Source organism: Polyangium sorediatum, assembly GCF_029946465.1.
Lineage (GTDB): Bacteria > Myxococcota_A > Polyangia > Polyangiales > Polyangiaceae > Polyangium > Polyangium fumosum.
On the sequence record NZ_JARZHI010000004.1, the window covers coordinates 55,976 to 82,907 of the forward strand.

The window sequence follows — 26,932 nt, forward strand, 5'->3', positions numbered from 1 at the left end:
CGCTTTCAGCCCGCCTTTCGGTAGACGAAGGCCCCGCCGCGCTCCTCGCACCGGAGCGCGGTGCCGAGCCGCAAGAGCGACTCCGACACCCCGACGAGCAGGGCGCCGCTGGGCAAGAGGGCCCCGGTGAGCATGTCGATCACGCGCCGCGCTGTCGAGTCCTGGAAGTAAATGAGCACGTTGCGACAAACAATGACATCGAAAAAACCGAGTTTTCCGATGGAATCACCGTCGAGCAAATTGATGCGCCGGAAATCGACCGCTTTGCGGATCTCCTCGCTCACCACGATGCGCTCGCCGTTCTTCTGCAGGAAGCGCCAGGCGAAGGGCGGGACCTTCACCTGGCTGCGCAGCGCCCGGGGCCCGTATGCACCCGCGCGCGCGGCCGCGAGCGAGCGCGTGCTCAGGTCGCTCGCCACGATCTCGACCTGATGGAGGAGGCCTCGATCGGCGAGGCACATGGCAATGCTGTACGGCTCCTCCCCGGTCGCGCACGCGGCCGACCAGATACGCGGCCTGCGCGGGCCGCCTGCCTCGGCGAGGGGCAAAAGCACGTCACGCACGAGGGCTTCGAGCTGATCGAACTCGCGGAAGAGATAGGTCTCGCCGACGACGAGGACGTCGGCCAGCGCGTCGAACTCGGCCTCTCCCGCGGGATCGTAACGCAGATAGTAGTAGTAATCGAGGAGGGAATCGAACCCCGCCTCGACCGCGCGCATCGCGATCTTGTCGCCGAGCAGATCCTTGTCGAGAGGCCCATAATGGATGCCGAGCTTTTCCTCGATCAAAGCGCCGAGGATGGCGAAGACCTGGGGGGACATCGGCAAGCCGTTCATGCGGCCCACTGCGCTACGACGAGGGAGCACACCCGTCGGACCTCGGGATCCGGATCCACCCGCGCCGCCTGTTCGAGCGCAACGTGGGCCTGCCGCGTGCCGAGCGCGGCGAGCGTGGTCGCCGCCGCCTTGCGCGCCGCCGGGTTCGGGAGGCCGAGCGCCGCCAGGAGCGCCTCGTTCGCGCTTTCGCGGCGCATCCGCGCCAGCGCCGAGGCGAGCTGCGCCGAGAGCTCGTCGTCCGCCGTCGCGAGCGCTTCGAGCAGGCCCTCGATCCGGCCCGGCAAGGGCGCCGAGAGCGCGGTGAAGGCGCGCGTCGTCCCCGGGTTCGCGGCGTGGAGGCCGACGAGCGCCCGCGTGGCCTCGACCCCGGGCCGCTGCGCGAGGATGCCCATGGCCGTCGCGGCGACGCTCTCGTCGTTGTCCCCCGCGGCCCGCACGAGCGCGGGCAAGACCTCGGGCGAGGGCAGGCCCGCGATCGCCGAGACGGCCACGATCCGGGTCGCGGGGTCGGGCGAGGCCAGCCCGGCCAGGAGGTGCGGGATCAACTCCGGCCGCCCCGTGAGGCCGAGGCCGATGAGGGCCGCGCGCTGCACGTCCGGATCCCGCTCCTCGGCCGCCTTCTGCAGCGCGGCGACGGCGACCTCGCCCCGCAGATGCGCGAGCGCCTCGACCGCCCCCACCCGCACGTGCCCGGCCTCGTCGTCGAGCCGCGCGGCGATCCGCGGAGCCGACGCCTCGTCCCCGAGCCGCCCGAGCGACTTGCACGCGAAGTAGCGAACCCACGCATCCGCATCCCCGAGCGCGTCCACGAGGCAGGCGACGACACGAGGCGCGGCGGTCGATTGCCCGAGGGCACGAACCGCCGCGGCGCGCGCCCGCGCGTCGGTCCCGCTCGCCAGCGCCACCAGGGCGTCGAGGGCCGAGGGGGCGTCGAGGTAGGGCAGTCCGGCGATGGCGACCTCGCGGACACGCGCATCCGCATCGCCGAGCGCGTCGAGGAACACCGGCAATGCGGCATCGTAACCGAAGTAGCCGAGGATGCGCAGCGCCGCGCGGCGGACGCCTGGGTGCTCGTTTCGAGCGGCCGCCAGCGCGAGCGCCTCGGTGTCCGCGCTGCCGAGCGACTGGATCGCCGAGCTCGCCGCGTGCACGACGCGGCCGTTCGGGTCCGCGAGGAGCGGAAAGAGCACGCGGACCGCGGAAGGATCGCCGAGCCGGGCGAGCGTATCGCACGCCGCGGCGCGCACCTCGGGGGCCTCGTCGTCAAGGCAACGGACCACCTCCGCCATCGCGGCGCTGCTCGTGACGAGCGGCAGGAGGAGCAGACGCCGAGGCCCATCGCCGTCGCGCAGCGCGTCGAGCACGCGCGCATCCGAGCTCTGACCCAGCTCGAGGAGCGCGGCGGCGGCCGCGGCCGCCACGGCGGACGGGCCATCGAGCAGCGCCCGCAGATCCGGGATCGCGGCGTCACTGCCCAGCGCCGAAAGCACCGCGCAGATCGCGATTTGTTCGGCCTGCCCCGCGCCGCGCAGGCCCTGGACGAACCGCCGCACGGTCGCCGCCACGGGCACCGAACGGCGCAAGGTCTCGTCGATCGGCGCGACCACGCCGTAAAGCTCGGCGTGCCTCTCGCGCAGCTCTGCGAGCGCGAGGGCCACGGCGCGGACGATCGCGTCGCCGGGCCGCGCGAGCAGGCGCACGAGCGGCGTGACGGCGGCCCGGTTGCCGGTGCGGCCGAGCGCACGCGCGGCTTCGAGCATGTACCTCATGTCGAGCAGCAGATCGGCGAGCGGCTCGACGGCGCGTGGATCGCCGCTGCGCCCGAGCACGTCGATGGCCGGGAAGGTGCGGAAGAAGTTGCCCCCCGTCACGACCCGCACGAGCGACTCGACCACCCGCCTGCCCCCGATGCGCCCGAGCGCCTCGATCGCCGCGACGGCCACGTTGTCGTCGGGATGCGAGGTGAGCTCGGAGAGCCTGCGCAGGGCGGCCGTGCTCTTGCGGCGGCCGAGGATCTGCGCCGCGTCCGCCAGGACCGCGGGGGAGTCGGCGTCGGCGAGCCCGAGCACCGCGGGGTCGGCGCTCCCGGTCGAGGCCGAGAGCACGTCGACGGCGGCCGCGATGCGCGCCTCGTTGTCGCGTCGCTCGCGCAGGGCGAGGCAGATCGGCTCCACCGCGACGTCGCCCATCGCGGCGAGCGAGGCGACGACCCGGCGCCTGACGGTCCAGCTCGGGTCGGCGAGCATCTCGACGAGCGCCGGCACGCCGGGTGCGCCCACCGCTTCGAGCTCGTGGATCGCCTCGATGCGTTGCTTTTCCGCTTCCGAGAACGTGAAGCCCCCCGGAGACGTGCTCATGACTCGGACGCCGCTCCTCCGGCGGTCCCGTTCAGCGCCCGCAGCCGGGAGAGCGCAGACCACAGGCTCGCCACGGTGTCTGCATGTCCCGTGCTCGCATCCCGGATGCGCGCCATCTGCCCGACGACCTGGCCCAGCGCGTCCCGCGTGGCGAGCGCATCCCGCGCCTGCACGAGCAGCGCTCCCGCGACGGCGCGCGTGCGTCCGCGCAGGTCGACGAAGGTCCTCGCGAGCTTCTCGGCGGTGCCCGTCTGCTCCGCGGAGGCGCTCGTGATCGTCTGCATCGTCGTCGTTTGCCTCACGGCGGCCGTGGCCAGCATGGCGACCGTCTCCGCTTGCTCGGCCACCGCGCGCGCGGCCTGTTTCGCGATGCGCCGCACGGCCTCGCCTTCCTTCGCGAGGGCCGCGGCGGCCTTGGTCTGCTCGACCGCCGCGCCCTTCACCGCCGCCGCCAGCGTGGCGACCTGACGCGAGGCCACGTCGAGCTGCTTGGCCGCGCGCGAACGCTCGGCCACGACGCGCGCGACCTGCCCGGCCTGCTTGCGCGCGTCATCCACCGTCCGCGCCACCTCGGCCGCGCCGGCCGCCTGCTCGGCGAGGCCCGTGACCATCCGTTGCGCGGCGCTCGTGACCTCCTGCGCGAGCGCGCCCACGCCCGTGAGCGCCCGCGTCTGCTCGTTCATCGCCGTGCTCGTCTGGTGCGTCAGCGAGCGCATTTGCATCGCCGCCTTGGCGAGCTGCGCCGCCCCGGAGGCCTGCTCGCCCATCGCGCGCGAGACCCTCTCGGCGTTGGCCGTGAGAAGCGTGTTGGCGCGGACGACGTCGCGCAGGCTGCGGGCCTGCTCGCCCGTCGCTTCCTTGGTCTGCCGTGCCATGCGGCGCATCTCGCCGCTGCCCTGCGCGAGCGCCTGGATGGCGCTGGTCTGCTCGGCGGCCGCGCGGGCGATCGCCTTGCCCTCGTCGTTCACGCGCGCGGCGATCTGGGCCATCGAGGAGACGGCCTGGACCTGATCGCCGTTCGCCCGCTCCACGTCGCGGACCGACCGGCCGAGCCCCTCGACCCCTTCGAGGATGGTGCCGAGCGCGCGCTCGGCGTCGGTGGCGAGGCGCGAGCCTTCCTCCGCGGTCTTCACGCTCTCCACGGACGCCGTGACCGCCTCGCGCGCCGTGCCCTGCAGGCCCCGGACGATCTTCGCGATGTCGGCGCTCGCCGCGGCCGCGCGATCGGACAAGGCGCGGATCTCCTCGGCGACGACGGCGAAGCCCCGCCCGTGCTCGCCGGCGCGGGCGGCCTCGATGCTGGCGTTGAGCGACAGGAGGTTCGTGCGGTCCGCGATCATGTTGATCGTCTGCACGATGTCGCCGATCTCCTCGGCGCGGCGGCCCATCTCCTTCATCACGCCCGCGGACTCGACCATCGCCTGGCGGATGCTCCCGAGGCCCGCGATCGACTTGCCCACCGTGGCGGCGCCTTCCCGCGCGATGACCACGCTCTGGTCGGCCGTCTTCCGCGCATGATCGACGATCTCGACGATCCGCCGCGTCGACGTCTCGACCTGCGCGGACGCGGCGGTGCTCGTCGCGCCGAGCTGGTTGATCTGCTCGGCGCTTTGCGCCATCACCTGCGCCGAGCGCGCGAGTTGCTCCGCGGCCGTCGCGTTCGTCTCGATCACCACGGCGTTCCGCTCGGCCGTCACGGCGACCTGCTCCACCGACGCCGCGATCTCGGTGACCATGCTCGTCGTGGAGGCCGCTGCCTCCTCGAGGGCCTTCGCGTTCTCGGCGACGCTCTTGATGGATCGCGCCATTTGCTCGGCCGTGGCGGACGTCTCCTCGACGGCGGTCGCCATCTCGGTGGCGTCGCGCGTCACGCGCTCGAGCGTCGTGCCCGCGCTCGTCACGGCCGTGGACATGCCGAGGATCCGCTCGCCGACGCCCTTGGCATCCGCGGAGAGCCTCCCGATGCCCTTGGCCATCTGCTCGATCGTCGTCGCGACCTCCTCCATCGAAGCCGCGTTCGACTCGCCCCGCTCGGCGAGATCGGTGAGGTCCTTCGTGTTCGAGACCGCGGTCGCGAGCAGCTCCTCGCTCGCGGTCGCGAGCTCCTCGGCGTTCTGACCGACCCCTTTGATGGAGCGGGCGATCTCTTCCGTACCGGCCGCCGTCCCCTCCGCCGAGGCCGCGAGCGCTTCGGTGTCGTTCTTGATCCCGTGGATGCTCGGCGCGAGCTGTTGGAGGCCGCTCGCCGTGGATTCGAGGCCCCGGAGCACCTCGCCCGCGTCCTCGCGGATGCGCTGCTGCGCGCGCGCGAGCGTTTGCAGGGTGATGCTCGTCCCCTCGACTTCGTCCGCGAGCTCCTCCAGCGATGCGCGGAGCTCCTGGCCCGAGGACGCCCGCCCTTCGCTCCCCTCGGCGAGGCGCGACGCGGCCTGCTCGATCGCGTCGGCCTGCGTGGCCGTCCGGCGCAGGTCCCGCTCGGCCTCCGCAGCTTTCGAGAGCGCCAGATCGATCTCAGCCGTTCCGTTCGTCGCCATAAATGCCTTCCTGCCCGATGATTTTTTCGAAATTGACCAGCATCACGAGGCGCTTCTCGCCTGGCCTGCGCTCGACGTGGGCCACACTCCTCACGAAGCCGGCGCCGTCGCCCCCCATCCACGCCGGCGGCGCTTGCAGCCCCTCCGGCGGGATCTTCATGATCTCTCGCGCGCTGTCGACGAGCAGCCCCACCGTGCGCTCGCCGCTCTGGACCACGATGACCCGTGAATCCAGGGTCGGTTCGATGCTCGAAAGCCCGAAGCGCCGTCGCACGTCGATGACCGGCACCACGCGGCCCCGAATGTGGATCAGCCCCGCGACGTAGGGCGGCGTCCCCGGCACCTTCGTCGCGCCGCCGAACGACTCCATCTGGAGCACGTCCGCGGCCTGGAGGACGTATTCTCCGTCGTCGACTTTGAAGACCACGTAGAGCTCGCTCATACGGGCACCTCCGTGCGGTTCTGGGAAAGCGCCCCGCTCAGCGCAACCAGGTCGAGCACCAGCGTCGGCCGGCCGTCGCCGAGATCGGTCGAGCCGGAGACGCCGGTCACCTTCACGAGTGGATCCTCGAGCGGCCGGATGACGACCTCCTGCTGCCCGACCATCCGCTGGATCCCGAACGCCAGGGGCGCCCCATTGCGCCGCACGACGAGCGCCTTCGGCTCCTCTCGGGACGCGAGCGAAAAGACGGACGCGAGGTTCACGAGCGGCACGATCTCGCCGCGCCGCTCCATGAACCTCACCTCGCCGAACCTTGTATGCCGCGAAGGCCCGCGCACGAGCGCCTCCGGCACGACCTCGACGACCTCCTCGATCGCCGCGACGGGCGCCACGAAGGTCTGCTCGCCGCAGACGAAGGAGAAGGCGTCGACGATGGTGATCGTGAGGGGAATGCAGAGCGTGAACGTCGTCCCCGCGCCGGGCGTGGTCCCGAGCGACAGCTCGCCGCCGAGCTCGACCACGGCGCGCTTCACGATGTCCATCCCGAGCCCGCGTCCGCTCGTCTTCGTCGCGTGGTCGAGCGTCGTCAGCCCGGGGAGGGTGATCAGATCGAGCAACCCCGCGTCGTCCGCGGGCACCGGGCGCGAAGCCCGGTGGGCGACGGCCTCGCGGTCGATGCCGCGCCCGTCGTCGCTGATGCCGAGCTCGAGCTGGTTCGTGGAGCGCTCGAAGCACGTCACCCGCACGAGCCCCTCTTCCGGCTTGCCGAGGCGCCGCCGCTCGGCCGGGGGCTCGATCGCGTGGTCGACCGCGTTGCGGATGAGGTGCACGATCGCCGGAAAGACCCGATCCGCCACGGCCTTGTCGAGCTCGGCCTTGCCGGCGTCGATCACGACGCGGACCGGCTTTTTCGTGGCGCGGCTCAGGCCTCGTACGATGAGCGGCACGCGGTCGAGCAGCTCGGCCACGGGGACCATCCGGGCCCGCATGATCGCGCCGCGCAGATCCCGCACCTGCCGGCCGTAGCCCTTCACGATCTCGCCGAGCTCGCCCACGTTCACGCCTTGCGCGGCGAGCGCGTCCACGGCGCGCGCCAGGCGGAAGCGGGTGATCACGAGCGCCGAGAGCCGTTCGAGCGCGTCGTCGAGGCGCGCCACCTCGACACGCACGATCCCGCGCTTTCGCCCCTCGCCGACGTCCTCCTCGGCGGCCTCGGGCTCGGCGAGCGGATCGGCCCCGTCGATGCGCCGCGTGTGCAGCACCTGGACGTGCTCCGGCTGGGTCGCGGCTGCGGCCGCGAGCGCCTCGTTGGTCGCGTCCGTGAGCACGAGGAGGGCGAAGGCGAGCCCCCCGGGCGCCGTGTCGCTCGCGGGGATCGAGAGCGGCACGACCTTCACGATCTCCGCGAAGGCGCCGATGCGCTCGCGCACGCTCGTGATGGTCGTCCCCTCGGCCGCGCGGGCAGGCGACGGCACGAAATCGACCCGCAGCGCGCGGCGCCCGCTCTCCGCGCCCTGGAGGAGCTGGGCTTTTTCCGTGGCCGAGAGCTTGGCGGAGAGGCCGGCGTCGAGGACGAGCTCGACCGTGGCGGGCGACGCGTCCTGCGTGATTTCCAGCGCCGCGAGCGCGTCGAGGAGCTGCGGGGGGACAGGCGCCACGGGCGCGCTCGTCGACAACGCGCGCACCCGCTCGCCAATGGCGCGCAGTCCCGCGAGCAGGGCCTCGACGGCATTCGCCGAGAGCGCCCCGGCCGCTCGGTCGGCCTTTCGCAGGACCGTCTCCATGGCGTGGGCGACGTCCACGATGGGCTCGATCCCCACCATGGCCGAGAGCCCCTTGATGGTGTGGAGCGAGCGAAAAAGCTCGCGCACGGCCCGCGGGTTGTTCTCGCCTTTGCGCAGGGAGGTTTCGACGGCGAGCAGGTTCGTCGTCGAGGCCGAGAGGTGCTCCTCGGCTTCGACCAGAAACCCGGCTAAAAATTCGCTCGCGTCGAACGCGTTACCCATAAAACGCGTTACTCATGGAATCCCGCCGCATCCAGGTGCAGCATCGACTGCACGTTCGCCAGGATTGCATCGGGCGTGAATGGCTTCGTCATGAACTGGGAGGCGCCTGCGGCGAGGGCGCGCGCGCGTGATCCTTCGTCGCCTCGGGTGGTTACCACGAGGACGGGCAGGCGCTGCAGTTTGTCCTGACCACGGATGAACTCGATGACCTCGAAACCGCCGATGTCGGGCATGTTCAGGTCGAGCACGACGAGATCGAAGGCCTTGAGCGCCAGCTTTTCGATGGCCTCGAGGCCACTCGCGGCGTGGGTGAACGTAAAGTCCTCCCCCACCCGAAGGCAGGCGACGATCATTTCGCGCATCACTTTGCTGTCATCGACGACGAGAATTTCCGTCACGCGACCCCCTCGGAGGACCCGGTCCATTAGCTCCCTCGTCCAAGCCCGTCAAGCACGCTCATGCACAATGAACGACAGCTTTTTGCTGTACTTCCGCCGTCGCGACGCAATGCTGCGTGTGCGTGTTCGTCTCGACGCAGAATTCGGCCGCTGCACCTTTGACAGGGGGGAGGTCGCAGTGTAGCGAACGATGAACATGCCTGCTGCAAGCCGCGCTTCCCAGAGACGGGTCGTCTGGATTGTCGATGACTCCGCGCTCGACGCCGAGCGCGCTCGCCGTGCCCTGGAAAATCATTACGCCGTTCAGGTTTTTCCTGATGGGACGGCTGTCCTGGAGGCCTTGGGGAGCCAACCAGCGCCGGACGTGCTCGTGCTCGATTGGGTGATGCCCGGTGTTTCCGGCATCGAGGTTTGTCGTTTTGTTCGTTCGAGCGGTGCGCACGCTCGCATGGGCATTCTTTTGCTGACGGTCCGACAGCAGACCGAGCAGGTGGTCGAGGGGCTCTCGGCCGGCGCCAACGATTACTTGTCGAAGCCGTACGCGACGAACGAGCTCGGGGCCCGGGTCGATGCGCTCGTGCGCTCGATAACGCTGCTCGACCGCGCCGAGAAAGCGGAGGCGACCGTACGTCATTTGCTGGCGAACGTTCCGGACGCGCTGCTCGTCCTGGGGGAGGGGCAGCGGATCACGTATGCAAACCCGGAGGCGCAGAAGGCGCTCGGCCGATGGGCGCCGGCGCGGCTCCTCGGCCAGTCGATCTGCGAGCTCTTGCCGGAGCTTTCTGCCGAGCTCTTCGCGGCCGCCACGGGCGTGGAGGCATTCGCGCTGCCGGACATCACCATCGACAATGAGGTCTACGCGCCCACGGTCCGCGTGTTTCCTGTCGACCTCGGCGGGGGCTCGACGATCCTGGCGCTGCGCAACGTCACCGCCCGGCGGATGGCCGAGGTGCGGCGGCTGGATTTTTATTCGATCATCGCGCACGACCTGCGCTCGCCGCTGAGCGCGATGCTGATGCGCTCCGAGCTCATCCTGCTGGGCAAACACGGGCCCCTGCCGCGCGAGGCCGTCGTGGATTTGCACAAGATGCAGGGCTCGATCCGGATGCTCGTGGGCATGATCAACGATTTCCTCGACCTCGCGAGCATCGAGGGCGGGCATTTCAAGCTCATCAAGGAAGAGATCGACCTCGTGTCGCTCGTCGACGGCGTGGCCGACGTCCTGCGCCCGCTGCTCGTCTCGGGCGAGCTCTCGTTCGAGGTGCATGCCCTGCCGCGGCCCACGGTGCTGGCCGATCGCCGGCGGCTCGGGCAGGTCGTCGCCAACCTCCTTTCGAACGCCATCAAATTCACCCCGCGCGGCGGCAAGATCACGGCCACGCTCGCGGAGACGGAGACGTACATCGAGGCGGGCGTCGAGGATACCGGCAGCGGCATCCCGCCGCATGAAATCCCGAAGCTGTTTCAGCGTTATGCGCGGGCAAACAGCGGGATGGCAGGCACGGGCCTCGGGCTCATGATCGTCCGCGAAGTGGTGGAGGCCCACGGCGGCACCGTCGGCGTCGACAGCGTCGTCGGCTGCGGGAGCCGATTCTGGTTCCGCCTGCCGAAGATCGGCGGGCATGGCCATCCCATCACGCACGCGTCGCCCGCCGGCTGACGTTCCACGAGGCGTCTCCCCGTTCGTTTCGTCCCGTTGCACGCGCGACGGAAGAGCCCACGCAGGACCCGCAGGTTTCGGGCGCGCGAGGGTGCTCGGACGTTCGAAGGGTCGCGGGAGACGGTGACGCGTGGGTGTTCGAAGCTTCGAACGGGCACGCGTCACGGCGACGCGTGGGGGATCGAACGTTTGGAGACCCGAGGGAGACGGTGACGCGAGGGGGATCGGTCGTTCGAGCGGGCCCGGGTCAACGTGACGCGAGGGTGTTCGAAGCTTCGGAGAGCCGGAGGCGAGCGTGACGCGAGGGTGTTCGAAGACTTGAACACCCGCGCGTCACGGTGACGCGTGGGGGTCGGGACGTTTGGAGACGCGAGGGCAACGGTTGCAAGCTTTGGGCGGAGCAGGATCACGGCGACACACGAGCCGCCGGTACGTCGGCCGCTACCCGCCCTGCTCCTCCCCGATCGGCAGCGCACACCAGAACGTCGCGCCTTCCCCGGGGTTGTTCTCGGCCCACAACCTCCCCCCGTGCGCCTCCACGATGGACCGGCTGATCGGAAGCCCCACGCCGAGCCCCTCGGCCTTCGTCGTGTAAAACGCCTCGAAGACCCGCTCCATCTCGGCCGGCGCGATTCCCTTGCCCGAATCCTCCACCGACAGCAAAACCCGATCCTTGCCATTGCCGCGCGTCCGCACGACCACGAGGCGCGCGCCGGCCGGGCGATCCGCGACCGCGTCGAGCGCATTGACCACCAGGTTCAGCACGACCTGCTGGAGCTGAATGCCGTCGCCGCGCACCTCGGGCAGCCGCGGCGTGAGGTCGAGCCGCAACGCCACGCCCCGGAGGAGCGCGTCATTGCCCACGAGCCGCGCCACCTCGCTCGCGAGCTCGTTCAGGTTCTGCCCCTCCGCGCGCGGCGTCCCCTTCTTCAACATCGCCCGCATGCGCTGGATGATCGTCGCCGCGCGCCGGTCGTCGTCCACGATGTCGGCGAGCGCCGAGAGCGCTTCATTCACGTCCGGCGTTGCCCGCTGGAGCAGGCGCCGCGCGGCCTGCGCGTTGCTCAGGATCGCGGCGAGCGGCTGGTTCAATTCGTGCGCGATCGAGGCCGCGAGCTCGCTCATCGCCGCCACGCGGTTCATGTGCGTGAGGCGCTGGTTCGTGGCCATGAGCTCGTCGGTCCGGCGTATGACCTCGGCTTCGAGGGTATCCCTCGCGCGGGCGAGCTCGGCGGCGGCCCGTTCGAGCTCGGCGTTTTTCTCCGCGAGCGCCCGCGCCCCGGCGCGCACGGCGATCTGCGCGCGCACGCGGGCCGCGAGCTCGGCGCGCACGAACGGCTTGGTGACGTAGTCGACCGCGCCGAGCTCGAGCCCACGCACCCGGCTCGCCGTGTCCGCGAGCGACGTCATGAAGATGATCGGGATGTCGCGCGTCGCCGGGTCCGCCTGCAGGCGCCGGCAGACCTCGAACCCGTCCATGCCGGGCATGATCGCGTCGAGCAGCACGAGGTCGGGCTCCTCGCGCTGGATTTGCCGGAGCGCCATCGCCCCGTCGAGCGCCACCGCGAGGGCGAAGGGCTGGCCCGCGAGCGCGTCGGAGAGGAGCTTCAAGCTCTGGGGGTCGTCGTCGACGAGCAGGACGAGGGGCGCGCGCATCGTTGACAGGGTCGGAGAACTGGGGGAGGAATGCCAGCGACGTAACGTCATGATCGCAGGACCAGGAAGCGATGACACAAACGGAGCGCACCATATTCGTCGTGGATGATGATCCCTCCGTGCTGCGCAGCCTGGAGCGGCTCCTGCGTTCGGCGGGGTATGCGGTCGAGGCGCACGCCTCGCCCCGCGGGTTCCTCGACCACGCGCCCGCGGATCGGCCGGGGTGCGTGGTCGTGGACCTGCGCATGCCCGAGATCGGCGGCCTCGACCTGCAGGAGGAGCTCGCGCGGCGGGGCTTCGAGCTGCCCTTGGTGTTCTTGACCGGGCACGGCGACGTGCCGAGCTCGGTGCGCGCCATGAAGGGCGGCGCGGTCGATTTTCTCGCCAAACCCTGCGACGACACCGAGCTGCTCGCGGCGGTGGAGCGGGCGCTCGCGCGGGACGCCGAGGCGCGCGCGGCGCGGGCGGAGAAGGAGGCCCTTCGAGCGCGGTTCGCGGCGCTCACGCCGCGCGAGCGGGAAGTGTGCTTGCTCGTCGCGCGGGGCCTGCTGAACAAGCAGATCGCGGTGGAGCTCGGCACCGCCGAGAAGACGATCAAGGTGCATCGGGGCCGGGTCATGGAAAAACTCGGCGCGGAATCGGTGGCCGACCTCGTGCGTCTCGTGGATCGCGTTCAGGACGCCTGACGCCTGTCCGAGCGCGCGCCCCTCCGCGGCAGCCGGGCCTTGCTCACGCATGCGCTGGGTGTACCAGGCCGCCGCTCGACGCAATATGGGACCAAGGTCCTATCCGCGGGGCGCGAGCGCGGCAGAAAGCTCGTGGAGGCGGAATTCTTCAGCCAGCGCCCGCACCTCGCCCGCCCACGCGGCGAGCCGTTCGTCCGCGGCTTGGATTTCCTGGAGTTCCTGCAAGAGCTCCGGGATCCGCCCCCGTTCGGCGAGGTCGAGCAGGCGCGCGAGGACGTCCGCGGGCGGCTCGAGCCGGGGCGCGGGCGCGGGATCGTCCGCGGCCTCGGTCGTGGCGGGGGCGGCGTGGATCCAGGTGAGGGCGAGGTGGCGCGCGAGCACGTCGAAGAGCTCCGGGAGGCGCACGGGTTTGGGGAGGAACGCGTCGCAGCCGGCGTCCTTGGCGCGCTGCTGTTGCGCCTGGTCCACGCTCGCGGAGGAGGCCACGAGGGGCAAACCGGCGCGTTCAGGAAGGCGGCGCAGGCGGCGCGCGATTTCGTCGCCGGGGAGGTCGGGCAAGGCGAGGTCCAGGATCACGAGATCGGGCCGCTCGGCCTCGATCCGCGCGAGGGCCTGCGCGCCGTCCTCGGCCAGGGCGACCTCGAACCCGAGGGGGCCGAGGGCGTCCCGCAAGAACGTTCGATTGCCCTCGTTGTCGTCGACGACGAGCACCACCCGCCGCGCGCCCTCGTAGCCGGTGATCACCTCGCCGGGGCCCGCATCGCTTGCCGACGCGTGTTCCGCGAGGACCGGAAGACGGAGCGCCACCGTGAAGGTGCTGCCCTCGCCGAGCGTGCTCTCCACGTCGATCCGGCCTCCCATTGGCTCCACGATCTTCCGGCTGATCGAGAGGCCGAGCCCGGCGCCCTCGGCGCGCGCCCCTCGGTCGCCGGCCTGCTCGAACGGATCGAAGATCCGCGCGAGATCATCGGGCGAGATCCCCGGGCCTGTATCTTCCACGCGGAAGATGAATTCCCCGTCCTTTGCCTCGACGCGGAGCGTGACGCTCCCTTCGCGGGTGAACTTGACCGCATTGCCGAGCAAGTTCAGGAGGACCTGCGTCAAGCGCTTCGCGTCGACCTCGACGAACGTGGGTCCGCCTTCGGCTTTCGCGTAATGAAACACGAGCCCCTTCGCCTCCGCGCGCACCCGGCAAAGATCGGCGACGCTTTGCAGCAATGCCGGGAGGTGGACCTCGGCCGGGACGAGCTCCATCTTGCCGGCCTCGATCCGGGCGAGATCGAGGACATCGTCGATGAGCCCGAGCAGGTGCTCGCCCGAGCGCTGCACGACGCCGAGCCCCGCGAGGTCTTCCCGCGAGAGCCGCGGGGACCGGCCGAGGAGCTGCGTATACCCGAGGATGCCATTGAGCGGCGTGCGCAGCTCGTGGCTCATGCTGGCGAGGAAGCTCGATTTCGCGCGGTTCGCCGCGTCGGCGGCCTCTTTGGCCGCTTTCAGCTCGGCCGTCCGCTCCTCCACCTGCTGTTCGAGCTCCACATTGCGCCGCGCGAGCGCCCGGACCCGCATCCGCACGCCTCCGTACACGAGCGCCGAGAGCGTGAGGGCATACCCGAAATAAGCCCACCACGTCCGCCAGGGCGCGGGTTTGACCTGGAACGCGATCGACACGGGCCCCGCCACGTTGCCGGCATAGTCGCGGCCCCAGGCCTGGAAGGTGTACGTCCCCGCGGAGAGGTTCGTGTACCGGGCCTTCGTGTCCGTGGTCCAATCGCTCGGCGAAGGATCGAAGCCCAGGAGTTGCATGCGGTATCGCGTGTCACGCGCGCGAAAAAAGGAGAGGAGCGAGAAGTCGAAGGCGAGGGTGTTCTGATCCCAGGGGAGCGCCGTGTCCGGCAAGAGCACCCCGCCCGGCGCGCGGTTCGCGGAGAGGACGAGGGGCTTCGGCGTGACGTCCTCGATTTCGCCCGCCGGATCAAAGACGGCCGCGCCGCCCGCGGTGCTGACCCAGATGCGGCCGCGGCTGTCGACGAGCGAGCCATTCTGCTGGCAATCATTGCTCGGCAGCCCGTCGTCCATCGTGTAGGTGTACAGGGAAAACGCCGCCGGGTCGTCCGGCGTGGGCGCGCGGGGCGTGAGGCGCGCGACGCCGCGTACCGTGAAGAGATAGGGGCGCCCCCGGCTGTCGGCGCGCACCTGCGCGATGTCGTCGCTCGGCAGCGCCGGACGGCTCTTCGTGTCGAGCCGGTCGAGCCAAACCTCGGCGTCGAGGTCATACCGCGCGACGCCGGCGCCCATGGTGCCGATCCAGAGCACGCGCGCCCCGCGCGCGTCGCGCAGCTCGGCGAGGGTCATCAGATAATCGGAGCCGAGCGGCGCGTTCGCCGTGGTGTAACTCTTCCACGCGCCATGTTCCAGGCGCGAGAGGCCCTTGGCCGTGGCAAACCACGTGCTCGTCCCGCCGCCCGGGCGCGTGGTCTCCAGAAGGGCGTGCACCTGGTTGTCGAGGAGCGGGCAGCTCGTCTTCTGGAAGACCTGCCAGGTGCCATTCTCGTCGAGGCGCCCGACGCCGCCGAGCGTCGCGACCCAAAGGCCACGCCCGTCGATCGATTCCCGGATGTCGTAGACCGCACCCTGCAGGAACGGCGCGTCCTTTGCGCCGTACGTTTTCAGCCGACCGGCCTCCCAGCGGTGGAACTCGCTGCGGTCGCTTCCGATCCAGACCACCCCGGGCTCGCGTCGAGAGGGCACGAGGGCCGTGAGCATCGTTCCGAGCTTGTCCGACACGTCGGGGGGAAGGACTGGAGAGAGCCCCTGCTCCGAGAGCCGGAGCAGCTTGTTGTCCGCGCCAAGCCAGATCTCGCTCTCGCCGCCCGCGCTGCGCACCTCGGCGAGACCCATGGCCGAGCCCGTGAGAGGGGAATTGCGCGGGGTGAACGCCACCCACGCGTCGTGCCGGAGGTGCGCGAGCCCGCCTGCGCCGATCCACAACGCGCGGCCGTTCGCCGCGACCGAAAGGACGTAATTGTCGGTCAGATTGGAGTTCGCCGTCGTGAGCGTCGCCCATTCCCCTTTCGCGAAGCGGGCGAGGCCGCCGCCGTAGGTGCCGGCCCAGATCGTACGTCCTCCCGAGCCATCTGCCGTCTCGGCGAGCGCGCGGATTGGCAAACGAGACGCGGGCGAGGCGTCCGGCGCGACGCGCTCCCAGAGGCCGTCCGCATGGCGGAGCAGGCCGGAACGCGTGCCCGCCCATAACTCGCTCCGGCCCTTCCCATCGGTGGTCTGCAAGAGCGAAGAGACGCGGTCTGTTTTCGGTGCCTCGCCGCCCATCTCGATGCGCGCGCAGCGTCCCTCCTCGCAATGAAAGAGCCCGTGGGCGCCGATCCAGAGCGTCGGCTCGCCGGACGGCAAGGTCCCTTCGAGGAGGGAGGCGATGTCCGGGTGCTCGGCGCCCGGCCCGAGCTCGACGCGGTGGAAACGCCCGTCCTCGAACCGATAAAGCCCATCGATGGTGCCCACCCAGACCGCGGGCCCACGGCGTGATCCGAGCAGGGTACGGATCGGAGTCCCGTTCGGGAGGCCCTCGGCGGCCCCGAACCGCTGAAAAACCCCGTCGGCGAACCGGAAGACGGCGCCGTCGATCATGCCGAACCAGACCGAGCCGTCCTGCGCTTCGGTGATTGCCTGGACCCAGCTCGGCGAGCCTCCCGTCGGGATGGGCAAGGGCGTGATGCGCTGGCCATCGTGGTACGCCGCGCCGGCCTGCGTACCGATCCACAGGTGGCCGCGGCTGTCGAAGGTCACGACATTGACGACGCTGTGGGGGAGGCCCTGGTCGACGCCAAAGACGCGGACCGTGGGGGCGCCGAGCGTGGTCGCATCGGCAGCGAAGGCGGGGGAGGGGAGGAGGGGCGCCGCAACGAGGACGGCGAGGAGCGCGGGAAGTGCGAGGCGGCTCACGGGGCCGGAGGATACATGGAGCGCGGCGTCATCGTGAAGCCACGTTCGATTTCCGGAGCCGCTGTGAGGGGTGCTGTCCTCGGGCGTCGAGGCAGGCAGGCATCAGCCTCGCCTGCCTTGAACGAAGCTACAGAAGGCCGATGCCGAGGACGTTGAGGTGCAGGATGCACAGGTCGCTCTCCTCGAGCGAGGTCTGGATGGCCGGTTTGCCGTTGCAGGTGAAGCTCCCGTCCGAGCCGGTGCAAGCCGTGGCGCGATCGTAACGAACCTGCACGCCGCAGGTGTTGAGGGCCGTACCGCAAATGCGCGTGACCCAGGAAAGCGTCGTGACCAGCCCGCAGGTGTTGAGCAGGTCCGTGCGGGGCCAGGCGTAGTAGACCGGGGTCTCGCTCGGGCCCTGGAGCTTCACCTGCCAGATCGCCTCCTCGATGGTGAACCCTTGCGCGTCCCCGCTCTCCGTCCCGGCGATGCTGGGCCCCGAGAGGAAAAACGGCACGTGGGCGCCGAAGGGGTTGAGGTGCGTCACCATGCACGTGAGCGCGTCTTCCTTCTGCGAGGTCGTGAGGCTCGCGCTCAGCCATGAGCCGGTCGTGCTGAGGATCCCGCCGCCCGTGTAGACGCGGTTCCCGCTCGTGAGCTGCGTCCCTGCCGGGAGCGTGCATCGCGCGGCGTACGAGAAGACCTCTCGCCCGCCTTCGGTGGCGAGCAGCCCGCTCGACACGATCGCAGGGTTGACAACCGACGGGTTCTGTGGATCCGCAGCGGCTCCACCCAACGCAGCCACGAGCGCGGCGACGTTGGCGTGGTAGTCGGCCGGGAGCAGGCCGTTCATCCCCCCCGAACCCTTGATGGGACCGCCTTGGGGGTCGAACTCCGGAGCCTGCGCAAAATCATCCGGATCCACCGCGGTAGCGCAGCCGGTGAGTGTGAGCACGGTTCCAAGAACAACCCCCGTGAGCAAGCGAAATGACAGCATGATTTCCTTCTCTCTGCGCTCGGCGCTGAGTGCCCTGGTCGGCGCCTCCATCGGTCAGTGTCCTGACGATTTTGCGAGCGCATGTGGCCTGGGTCTCAGCCGTGACCGAACGTTACGGTAGGCTTCTTGCAACCGTTACACCATGGGACCTTGGTCCCATGGCGAGCCCCTCCTGATAGGTCATGGTGTCCGTGTGCGCCCTGTGACTCCTGTTACATTGGTGGAGACCCCACAGCCGGACGTCACGCCTTCGAGCACGCCGTCGAGCCCGTCGAGTCCGTCGAGCATTCCGCTGGGGCTCCTCACGCGTTTCGGGGAGTTCCATTTCCTCGGCTCCGGTGGGATGGGGGCCGTCTATCGCGCCAGGGATCGGCACCTCGGCCGCGACGTCGCCGTCAAATTTCTTCACCAGGCGGACCCGGAGACGAACCGGACGCTCCTCCGCGAGGCGCGGGCGCAGGCGCGGATCGAGCACGAGCACGCGTGCAAGGTCTACGAGGTGGGGACGGACGGCGACCGGCCCTATATCGTGATGCAATACATCGCGGGCGAGCCGCTCGATCTTGCTGGCGAATGGATGACCCGCGAGCAGAAGGTGCGCGCGGTTCAGCAAGTATCGATGGCGCTCCACGAGGCGCACCGGCTCGGAATCATCCACCGCGACGTCAAGCCCGGCAACATCATGATCGAGCAGGGCGAGGACGGGGCCTACAAGCCCTACATCATGGATTTCGGCATTGCCCGCGAGATGGGGAAGTCAATCCAGATGACGGCCTCGCTCGCCGGGACACCCGCCTACATGGCGCCCGAGCAAGCGAGCGGAGATGCCGAGGCGCTGGACCGGCGAACCGACGTGTATGGGCTGGGCGCGACGCTTTATGACCTGCTCGCGGGTCGGCCTCCTTTTGATGGCCCCCATGCGCTCGCGGTCATGCAGCAGCTCCTGACCGAGGATCCGCCGCCGCTCGGGAAGGTTCGTCCGGACGTCCCAGAGGACCTCCAGGCCATCGTCATGAAATGCCTCGAAAAGGAGCAGGGGCGGCGATACGAGTCGGCGCTGGCCCTTGGTGAGGATCTGCAGCGGTTTCTCGACGGCAAGCCCGTGCTGGCACGCCCGGCGTCGCTCGGATACGTCCTGCTCAAGGCCGCGAGGCGGCACAAGGTGCGCGTCGCGCTCGGGGCGGCGCTGTTTGCGGTGACCTTGGTGTTCGGCGTCTTCGGGATCCGGCAGCGCCAAGCCCTGGCCGAGCAGACGGCCCTCGCGCGGGAGCTCGGCGAGGACGTGAAGGAGATGGAGCTCTTCCTGTCACGCGCGTACAGCCTCCCGCTGCATGATATTGAGCGGGAGCAGAGCATCGTGCGGCAGCAGTTGCGGGATATCGAGGCGCGCATGGCGACCCTCGGGCGGGCGGGGGAGGGGCCGGGTCATTACGCGATCGGGCGGGGGTTCCTCGCGCTTCAGGAGCCCGAGGAGGCGCTCTCCCATCTGCGCCGCGCCGAGGCCGCCGGATATACGCCGCCGGAGCTCCGTTATGCCATGGGCCTCGCGCTCGTGGAGCTCTACCGCGAGGCCCTCGAAGAGACGAAGCGGATCCAGGACGAGGCGCGCAAAAAGGCAAGGCTCACAGCGCTCGACGCCGAGTACAAATTGCCCGCCCTCGCCCACCTGCGCGCGGCGCTCGGGGCACGGCTCTCGTCGCCGGCCTACGTGGAGGGCCTCATCGCGCTCCACGAGGGGCAAAACGACGTCGCGCTCGCGAAGGCGCACGAAGCGTTCGCGCAATCACCGTGGCTCCACGAGGCGAAGAAGCTCGAAGGGGACGCGCATTTCGCCGAAGGCAAGCGTTTCGGGCGGGACGCTGCGTTCGATTACGACAAGATGATGCAGTCGTTCGAGCCGGCGGCAGCAGCCTATGCGGAGGCCGCTTCTATCGCGCGGAGTGATCCCGCCGTGCACGAGGCCGAATGTGAGCTCTGGACCCAGATCGTGCTCGCGTCGGACGCCCGGCCCGAGCTCTTGCGACCGAGCTTCGAGAAAGCGACGAGCGCGTGCGGAAAGGCGTTGGTGGCAGACCCGCAGCGCGGCTCGGCGCGCCTGACGATGGCCTTCGCCCACAACGCGTTCGCCTGGCAAACGATGAATGGCCCCGGGAAGGAGGATCCGGAACCGATCCTCCGGGCCGCCATCGAGCGCGCCGAGGAGGCGGCTCGCCTTCGGGCGGGCGACCCGATGGCGCATTACCTCCGCGGCGCCGCATACCGGGTCGAGCTCCTTTACCTCATGAGCCGAGGGCTGGACGCGCGGGCCGCGACGGACCGCACCATCGCGGCGTACGAGGAGGCCATCCGGCTCGATCCAGGCTTCCTTTGGCCCTACAGCGAGGTATGCGCGTCGTACCTCGAGCGCGTCCGGAGCGAGCTCTGGCGCGGCGTCGATCCCGGTGCTTCCGTCGAGCGCGCGACGTCCCGCTGCGATCAAGCCTTCGCACAGAACCCGACCTTCACGTACCCAGCCATATACAAGGCGCACGCCCATTTGCAGGAGGCGCAGCATCTCATGGAGAAAGGGCGCTCGCCGGATACGTGGGTGTCGAGCGCGCTCGCGGCCGTCGCCGCCGTCAAGGAGCAAAATACGCTGGACGCGGCGCATGTCTCGGCCTGGGCATTCTGGCTCGGTGCGTCTCATGCATGCAATGCCGGCCAGGATCCGAGCGCCTCCCTGGAACGCGCCGAGGCGTTTCTTCGTGAAAAGGAGCAGCTCGCGCCGGACTCCGCGAACGACGAGCTCCACGGGCTCCTTTCCATGACGCAGGCGCTTTACCTGTTGCGACAAGGAAAGGACCCGACGAAGGCGATCGAGGCGGCGCGCGCGTTTTTCCGCAAGAGCGCGGAGGCGTCGCCCTGGGACGTGGATTACCGCGTCGAGCGAACGCGCACCGAGACCCTTGCGCTGCGCTGGGCCCTGGCGAAGGAAAAGGCTGATGCCGCGATGTTCGACGCGGCCTTCGCGCCGCTCCTGCCCGTCATTGCAAAGGAGCGCGCCAATCCGCAGGTCTACGAGGCGCTGGCCGAGGTGTACGAGCTGCGCGCCGGCTGGCTCCTGGAACGGAAGAAAAACGCCGAAAACGACCTGACCCTGGGGCTGGTGATGGCGAAAAAGGCGCTCGCCATCCATCCGACCCTGGCGCCGGCGCTCGCGTCGAAGGGCGCCCTCCACCTCCTGCGCGCCCGCGCCACCGCGCGAGACGCAAAGGCAAGGAGGCAAGCGGCGCGGGAGGCCAAGGCTTCCTTGGAAGCGGCGCTCAAAGAGAATCCGCTGCTCGCGCGGGAGCGGGGCGCGGCGCTGAAAGAGGCGGAGCGGCTGCTCTCGCTGGCGCGTTCCGAATAACCGCCTTGTTTTCTCGAGCCTCGTTGTGGCAGTCTCTCGACGGCGTGTGGTCATGAAAAACTCGCGATGGCTCATGGGCGCGACGCTGCTCGGCGCGGCACTGGTGGGAGCATGCGACGGAGGGACGGCGAAAGGCGGCGGCGCTGGGGCCGCCGACGTATCGAGAATCGCCCGCAGGACCTCTGCAATTTCCCTCGACATCGTCGAGCTCAGCGCCGCGGACGCGCGTGATCGCATGGCCGAGGGCACGCTCACCGCGCGGGAGCTCACCCAGGCGTACCTCGATCGAATCGCGCGCATCGACGATGCCGGCCCCCGGCTCGACGCGATCGTCGAGCTGAACCCGCGCGCGCTCCTGGACGCCGCGGCGCTCGACGCGGAGCGCAGGGCCGGGATGCGGAGCGGGCCTCTGCACGGCATTCCCGTGCTCATCAAGGACAACATCGACGTCGCTGGAATGGTGAATTCGGCCGGGTCGCTCGCGCTCGCCGCCCATCGGCCGAAAGAGGACGCTTTCCTCGTCGCTCGCCTTCGCGCGGCGGGCGCCGTGATCCTCGGAAAAACCAACCTCAGCGAGTGGGCGAATTTCCGGTCGACGCGCGCGACCTCCGGGTGGAGCTCACGCGGGGGCCAGACGAAAAACCCGTACGTGCTCGATCGCAATCCTTGTGGATCGAGCTCGGGCACGGGCGCGGCCATCGCCGCGAGCCTCGGCGCGATCGGGGTCGGCACCGAGACCGACGGCAGCATCCTTTGCCCTTCGTCCGTGAATGGCCTCGTGGGGCTCAAGCCCACGGTGGGGCTCATCAGCCGCAGCGGCATCATTCCGATCTCGATATCGCAGGACACCGCAGGGCCGATGGCCCGCACCGTCACCGACGCCGCGATCTTGCTCGGCGCCCTCGCGGCCGTCGATCCGGCTGATCCGGCCGCGTGGAAGCAAGGCGCGCTCCCGCGCGATTACACGATCTACTTGAAGCCGGGCGCGCTCCGGGGCAAACGGCTCGGCGTGCTCCGGCAGGCCATGGGAACCCATCCCGATGTCGATAGGGCCGCGGAGGCGTCGATGGCGACGTTGCGGGCGCAGGGCGCCGAGCTGGTCGACGTCGAGATGGACACGTACAATCGCTGGAACGAGCCCGAGTTCACGCTCATGTTGTACGAATTCAAGGACGGCCTGAATATGTACCTCCGCCGGAGCGGCGCGCCGCACGCGTCGCTGGAGGCCCTGATTGCGTGGAACAAAGCGCACGCCGACACGGTGATGCCGTTCTTCGGCCAGGAGCTCTTCGAGAAGGCGCAGGCGCTCGGGCCGCTCACGGATGCGGCGTATCTCGACGCGCGCGAGGCTGCACGGCGCCTCGCCGGGAAGGAGGGCCTGCTCGCGGTCCTCGACGGCGAAAGGCTCGACGCCGTCGTCGCGCCGAGCATGGCCCCGGCGTGGCTCACGGACCATGTCCTCGGGGATCATTTCATGGGCACGAGTCATGGAGTCGCGGCGGTCGCCGGCACGCCGAGCATCACGGTGCCGATGGGCGAAAGCCACGGCCTCCCGCTCGGCTTCGTATTCATGGGCCGCGCGTATGCCGAGGGAGAGCTCCTCGGAATGGCATTTGCATTCGAGCAGGCCGCGAGGGCACGACGAGCGCCGGCGTTCGCGCCGACGCTGCGGCGGTGAACGCATGCGTCGACCGTCGCGCCTTCCTCAACAACGCACTCGCGCCAGCAACGCACTCGCGCCAGCGTTTGTGCTCGTGCGTACGGTCTGCTGTGCGCTGCGGAGTCAGCTCGTCCTTAAGATTCCTTCATAATTCGCGTGAATGTACGAAAAAATGCTTTCAAACGAAAGCATCAGCGACAAAACCACCCCGATGACATCGGAAAAATTTGCGTCATCGGGGTCATGGCCAAACCCCGTGGCCAAACACCGCAGCGTGGAAGTCCATGAAGATCAAGCAGATTCACCCGCCCGCCCGGTTCGAGTGAGGTACGAGCAAGATATTAACGTGACGGACGGTGAGATTTCAATTTACTTGAGCGAACGTACTGACTAGATCCGCCCTGTCCGGAAGATCCTGAACGGCTTGTATGGTCCAATCCCAATAACGCATCACCACACGTTCGCGTGTGGGTCGGCCGAGGTGCGTCTGGATCATCCACCGCCAGGACAATCGGGTCACCGTCGCCCGCGTCATGGTCGTGACGACGCGAGAGAAGTCAGCGAACATGCAACCTTTTACGCTGCCCGACTTCTACATGCCGTATCCGGCGCGCATCAATCCGCACCTCGAAGGTGCACGCGCGCACACCAAGGCCTGGTCCTACGACATGGGCATCCTGGAGAAGAATCCCCAGGGAAAGCCTATCTGGGACGAGAGTGATCTCGACGCGCACGACTACGCGCTGCTCTGTGCGTACACGCATCCCGATGCGCCCGCGTCCGAGCTCGACCTGATCACGGATTGGTATGTCTGGGTGTTCTTCTTCGACGACCATTTCCTCGAGATCTACAAGCGCACCAAGGACATGCGCGGCGCGAAGGCGTACCTCGATCGCCTGCCGCTCTTCATGCCCGTCGTGCCCACGGGCACGCCTCCGGAGCCGACGAACGTGGTCGAGCGCGCGCTCGCGGATCTGTGGGCGCGGACCGTCCCGCTCACCTCGGTCGACTGGCGCAAGCGCTTCCTCGAAGCGACGAAGAACCTGCTCCTCGAGTGCATGTGGGAGCTCGCCAATATCCAGGAGAACCGCGTCGCGAACCCGGTCGAATACATCGAGATGCGCCGCAAGGTCGGCGGCGCGCCCTGGTCCGCGGGCCTCGTCGAGATCGCCGTCGGCGCCGAGGTCCCGGCCGCCGTCGCCGCGACGCGACCCCTCGAGGTCCTGCGCGACACGTTCTCGGACGGCGTCCACCTGCGCAATGACCTGTTCTCGTACCAGCGCGAGGTCGAGGACGAAGGGGAGAACGCGAACTGCGTGCTCGTCCTCGAGCGTTTCCTCGGCGTCCCCACGCAAAAAGCGGCCGATTTGACGAACGAGATCCTGACGTCGCGGCTCCAGCAATTCGAGAACACGGCGCTCGTCGAGGTGCCGGCGCTCTGCGTGGAGTACGGGCTTTCGCCGGCGCAAGCCCTCGACGTCGCCAAGTACGTCAAGGGCCTGCAGGACTGGCAATCCGGCGGCCACGAATGGCACATGCGGTCGAGCCGCTACATGAACGAACACGCGGACAAGTCCGCGTCGGTGCCCGATTTCCTCGGCGCGCCGACGGGGCTCGGCACCTCCGCGTTCCGCATCCGGCTCACGCCCGGCGCCCTGGGATTGCAGCGGATCAAGACGCTGACCCACACCCCATTCCGGCCTGTGGGCCGGATGCCGCTGCCGAAGATCCACATGCCGTTCAAGCTCCGCTTGAGCCCGCATCTGCCCGCGTCGCGCCGGAACACCGTCGAATGGGCCCGCAAGTTCGGGATGATCGACGTCGTGCCGGGCGTCTTCGGCTCGGGGCTCTGGGACGAGCGCAGGCTCATCGGCTTCGATTTCCCCCTCTGCGCCGCGGGCATTCACCCGGACGCGACCCCGCACGCGCTCGATCTGAGCTCGGGCTGGCTCACCTGGGGGACGTACGGCGACGATTATTTCCCCCTCGTCTTCGGCGCGACGCGGGACATGGCTGGCGCGAAGCGGTTCAATGCCCGGCTCTCGTTGTTCATGCCCCTCGACTGCACGGGCGCCCCGGTGCCCGAGAACCCCATCGAGAGCAGCCTCCTGGATCTCTGGATTCGCACGGCGACCCCCATGTCGATGAACGCGCGGCAGACACTCCGCCGCGCCATCGAGAGCATGACCGAGAGCTGGCTCTGGGAGCTTTTGAACCAGACCCAGAACCGGATCCCGGATCCGGTCGATTACGTCGAGATGCGCCGCCGGACGTTCGGCGCCGATCTCACGATGGGCCTGTCCAAGCTCACGCTCGGCGACGTGGTCCCGGCCGAGGTCTTCCGCACGCGGACGATGCGCAGCCTCGACAACACCACGGCCGACGTCGGCGGGTGGACCAACGACCTCTATTCGTACCGCAAGGAGATCGAGTTCGAGGGCGAGCTCTCGAACCTCGTGCTGGTCGTCGAGCGGTTCCTCGAATGCGACGCGCTGCACGCCAAGGAGGTCGTCAATGACCTGCTCACGGCGCGCATCGTAGAGTTCGAGCACATCGTCGCGACCGAGCTGCCCCGCATCCTCGACGAATTCAACCTCGAGAAGGAGGCCCGCGAGGCCGTGCTCGGGTACGTCGAGAAGCAGCGATTGTACATGGCCGGCGTTCTCCACTGGCACGTCATGACGAGCCGGTATGTGGACGCGGAGCTCGAGCGCCACCCGATCGAACGGGCGATCGAGGGCGCGCGTGGGTTTGGCGCCTCTGCGGCGCGTATCAGCAGTTTCTTCGGTGCCGGAAAGGCCGGGGCCGTGGCTCCTGCTGCGAAGGCGGATCTTTCGATGGGTACGGCGCGGTCCGTGCCGGTGAAGCACGGGCGGTCCTAGCCGTCCGGGAAAGAGGGACTCATGTCTATCTCAGGGAAGTCGGGTTCGATCGATCAGCAGCTCACGAGCCTCGCGACGGCGGCCGCGAGGCAGCTCGCGACGACGACGAAGTCGGCGCCGCAGATGCAGGGCATCTCGTCGCGGTGGCTGCTCAAGCTCTTGCCGTGGGTGCACGTCAACGGCGTGTACCGCGTGAACCGCCGCCTGAGCTACGCCGTGGGCGACGGGCGCGTGGAGTTCACGAACACCGGCGCCAAGATCCAGGTCATCCCGCAGGAGCTCTGCGAGCTGCCGCTCCTCCGCGGGTACGAGGACATCGAGGTCCTCACCGCGCTGGCGAACCGCTTCGTGCAGCGTGAATACAAGCCCGGCGAGGTCATCACCGAGCGCGGCAAGGAGGCCGATCACATCGCCCTCATCGCGCACGGCAAGATCAACAAGATCGGCGCGGGCAAGTACGGCGACGAGACGGTCCTCGCGGTCCTCGCGGACGGCGACCATTACAGCTACCAGGCGCTCCTCGAGACGCAGGATTACTGGACGTTCACGGCCAAGGCGGTCACGGCGTGCACCATCCTGACGCTCCAGCAGAACGTCTTCGAGGAGCTCGTCGCGCAGTACCCGTCGCTGAAGAAGCACATCGAGAGCTTCAAGGCGCTCTCTTCGAAGAAGCAGGACACCACGGGCGAGGCCGCGATCGAGATCTCGGCGGGCCACTCCGGTGAGCCTGTCCTCCCCGGCACGTTCGTCGATTACGAGACCTCGCCCCGCGAGTACGAGCTCAGCGTGGCGCAGACCGTGCTCCAGATCCACACGCGCGTCGCGGACCTGTTCAACGAGCCGATGAACCAGACCGAGCAGCAGCTCCGTCTGACCATCGAGGCCCTGAAGGAGCGCCAGGAGCACGAGCTCATCAACAACCACGAGTTCGGCCTCCTGCACAACGCCGACCTCAAGCAGCGCATCCACACCCGCGGTGGCCCGCCCACGCCGGACGACATGGACGAGCTCCTCGCCACCGTCTGGCGCGAGCCGACGTTCTTCCTCGCGCACCCGCGCGCCATTGCGGCGTTCGGCCAGGAGTGCAGCCGCCTCGGCATCTATCCGCAGAGCGTCGAGGTGAACGGCAATCACGTCCCGGCGTGGCGTGGCGTGCCGATCTTCCCCTGCAACAAGATCCCGGTCTCCGATACGCGGACGACCTCGATCCTGCTCATGCGCGCCGGCGAGAAGAACCAGGGCGTCATCGGCCTGCACCACGCCGGCATCCCGGACGAGGTCGAGCCGAGCCTCAACGTGCGCTTCATGGGGATCAACGAGAAGGCCATCATCTCGTACCTCGTCAGCCTCTATTACTCGGCGGCCGTGCTGGTCCCCGACGCGCTCGGCGTCCTGGAGAGCGTCGAGATCGGTCGCGCCCACGAATGAGCCGCGAGCGGTAGGCGCTCCGCGTGTGCCCCGCCTACGAGGCAGGGGATACGCGGAGCGCTCTGC

The 26,932-nt window shown here is 69.2% G+C and carries 15 protein-coding genes; 6 read left to right on the top strand and 9 right to left on the bottom strand.

The features are described from left to right. Positions 1-5 precede the first annotated feature (5 nt). From QHF89_RS06395 to QHF89_RS06420, 6 genes are read right to left on the bottom strand one after another with little or no spacing between them, the layout of a single operon-like run. Positions 6-836 (bottom strand): CheR family methyltransferase, encoded by an 831-nt coding sequence (locus QHF89_RS06395; protein ID WP_136971021.1) that lies wholly within the window; start codon positions 834-836, stop codon positions 6-8. Then, entirely contained in the window at positions 833-3,193 is a 2,361-nt protein-coding gene (locus QHF89_RS06400; RefSeq protein WP_136971020.1) for a HEAT repeat domain-containing protein, read from the bottom strand. Before QHF89_RS06400 ends, QHF89_RS06395 begins: the two co-directional genes overlap by 4 nt. Further along, positions 3,190-5,727, bottom strand: a complete 2,538-nt coding sequence (locus QHF89_RS06405; RefSeq protein WP_136971019.1) for a methyl-accepting chemotaxis protein — start codon at positions 5,725-5,727, stop codon at positions 3,190-3,192. Before QHF89_RS06405 ends, QHF89_RS06400 begins: the two co-directional genes overlap by 4 nt. Further along, entirely contained in the window at positions 5,705-6,169 is a 465-nt protein-coding gene (locus QHF89_RS06410; RefSeq protein ID WP_136971018.1) for a chemotaxis protein CheW, read from the bottom strand. Before QHF89_RS06410 ends, QHF89_RS06405 begins: the two co-directional genes overlap by 23 nt. Beyond that, positions 6,166-8,175, bottom strand: a complete 2,010-nt coding sequence (locus QHF89_RS06415) for a chemotaxis protein CheA (protein WP_136971017.1) — start codon at positions 8,173-8,175, stop codon at positions 6,166-6,168. Before QHF89_RS06415 ends, QHF89_RS06410 begins: the two co-directional genes overlap by 4 nt. An 8-nt stretch (positions 8,176-8,183) precedes the next feature. After that, positions 8,184-8,573 carry a response regulator gene (locus tag QHF89_RS06420; protein ID WP_136971016.1) on the bottom strand — a complete coding sequence of 130 codons (390 nt, stop codon included), beginning with the start codon at positions 8,571-8,573 and terminating at the stop codon, positions 8,184-8,186. A gap of 196 nt (positions 8,574-8,769) precedes the next feature. On the opposite strand from QHF89_RS06420, the gene QHF89_RS06425 reads away from it, so the two are divergent. Continuing rightward, positions 8,770-10,233, top strand: coding sequence for an ATP-binding response regulator (locus tag QHF89_RS06425; RefSeq protein ID WP_284720154.1), 1,464 nt, complete (start codon positions 8,770-8,772; stop codon positions 10,231-10,233). 441 nt (positions 10,234-10,674) lie between these two features. Here QHF89_RS06425 and QHF89_RS06430 read toward each other — a convergent pair whose 3' ends face one another. Continuing rightward, positions 10,675-11,889: a response regulator gene (locus QHF89_RS06430; RefSeq protein ID WP_284720155.1), complete on the bottom strand. Its 1,215-nt coding sequence runs from the start codon at positions 11,887-11,889 to the stop codon at positions 10,675-10,677. A 71-nt stretch (positions 11,890-11,960) separates the two neighbouring features. Here QHF89_RS06430 and QHF89_RS06435 point away from each other — a divergent pair, with 71 nt between their 5' ends. Next, entirely contained in the window at positions 11,961-12,575 is a 615-nt protein-coding gene (locus tag QHF89_RS06435; RefSeq protein WP_136971013.1) for a response regulator transcription factor, read from the top strand. A 99-nt stretch (positions 12,576-12,674) separates the two neighbouring features. On the opposite strand, the gene QHF89_RS06440 is transcribed toward QHF89_RS06435, so the two are convergent. Continuing rightward, positions 12,675-16,532 (bottom strand): hybrid sensor histidine kinase/response regulator, encoded by a 3,858-nt coding sequence (locus QHF89_RS06440; RefSeq protein WP_136971012.1) that lies wholly within the window; start codon positions 16,530-16,532, stop codon positions 12,675-12,677. Positions 16,533-16,659: 127 nt separating this feature from the next. Continuing rightward, entirely contained in the window at positions 16,660-17,364 is a 705-nt protein-coding gene (locus QHF89_RS06445) for a hypothetical protein (protein ID WP_136971011.1), read from the bottom strand. A 364-nt stretch (positions 17,365-17,728) separates the two neighbouring features. On the opposite strand from QHF89_RS06445, the gene QHF89_RS06450 reads away from it, so the two are divergent. The 4 genes from QHF89_RS06450 (at position 17,729) to QHF89_RS06465 (ending at position 26,866) form a co-directional block, all read left to right on the top strand. Further along, positions 17,729-20,896 (top strand): serine/threonine-protein kinase, encoded by a 3,168-nt coding sequence (locus QHF89_RS06450; protein ID WP_284720156.1) that lies wholly within the window; start codon positions 17,729-17,731, stop codon positions 20,894-20,896. 52 nt (positions 20,897-20,948) lie between these two features. Further along, positions 20,949-22,574, top strand: coding sequence for an amidase (locus QHF89_RS06455; RefSeq protein WP_284720157.1), 1,626 nt, complete (start codon positions 20,949-20,951; stop codon positions 22,572-22,574). A gap of 548 nt (positions 22,575-23,122) precedes the next feature. Then, positions 23,123-25,438: a family 2 encapsulin nanocompartment cargo protein terpene cyclase gene (locus QHF89_RS06460; RefSeq protein WP_136971009.1), complete on the top strand. Its 2,316-nt coding sequence runs from the start codon at positions 23,123-23,125 to the stop codon at positions 25,436-25,438. A 21-nt stretch (positions 25,439-25,459) separates the two neighbouring features. Next, entirely contained in the window at positions 25,460-26,866 is a 1,407-nt protein-coding gene (locus QHF89_RS06465) for a family 2B encapsulin nanocompartment shell protein (protein WP_136971008.1), read from the top strand. Positions 26,867-26,932 lie beyond the last annotated feature (66 nt).

Excerpts from the sequence above, each read along its gene's own strand:
- QHF89_RS06430 (WP_284720155.1), bottom strand. The coding sequence starts at position 11,889 with ATGCGCGCGCCCCTCGTCCTGCTCGTCGACGACGACCCCCAGAGCTTG.
- QHF89_RS06395 (WP_136971021.1), bottom strand. The coding sequence starts at position 836 with ATGAACGGCTTGCCGATGTCCCCCCAGGTCTTCGCCATCCTCGGCGCT.
- QHF89_RS06400 (WP_136971020.1), bottom strand. The coding sequence starts at position 3,193 with ATGAGCACGTCTCCGGGGGGCTTCACGTTCTCGGAAGCGGAAAAGCAA.
- QHF89_RS06410 (WP_136971018.1), bottom strand. The coding sequence starts at position 6,169 with ATGAGCGAGCTCTACGTGGTCTTCAAAGTCGACGACGGAGAATACGTC.
- QHF89_RS06460 (WP_136971009.1), top strand. The coding sequence starts at position 23,123 with ATGCAACCTTTTACGCTGCCCGACTTCTACATGCCGTATCCGGCGCGC.
- QHF89_RS06425 (WP_284720154.1), top strand. The coding sequence starts at position 8,770 with ATGCCTGCTGCAAGCCGCGCTTCCCAGAGACGGGTCGTCTGGATTGTC.
- QHF89_RS06435 (WP_136971013.1), top strand. The coding sequence starts at position 11,961 with ATGACACAAACGGAGCGCACCATATTCGTCGTGGATGATGATCCCTCC.
- QHF89_RS06445 (WP_136971011.1), bottom strand. The coding sequence starts at position 17,364 with ATGAACGGCCTGCTCCCGGCCGACTACCACGCCAACGTCGCCGCGCTC.
- QHF89_RS06415 (WP_136971017.1), bottom strand. The coding sequence starts at position 8,175 with ATGGGTAACGCGTTCGACGCGAGCGAATTTTTAGCCGGGTTTCTGGTC.
- QHF89_RS06455 (WP_284720157.1), top strand. The coding sequence starts at position 20,949 with ATGAAAAACTCGCGATGGCTCATGGGCGCGACGCTGCTCGGCGCGGCA.
- QHF89_RS06465 (WP_136971008.1), top strand. The coding sequence starts at position 25,460 with ATGTCTATCTCAGGGAAGTCGGGTTCGATCGATCAGCAGCTCACGAGC.
- QHF89_RS06405 (WP_136971019.1), bottom strand. The coding sequence starts at position 5,727 with ATGGCGACGAACGGAACGGCTGAGATCGATCTGGCGCTCTCGAAAGCT.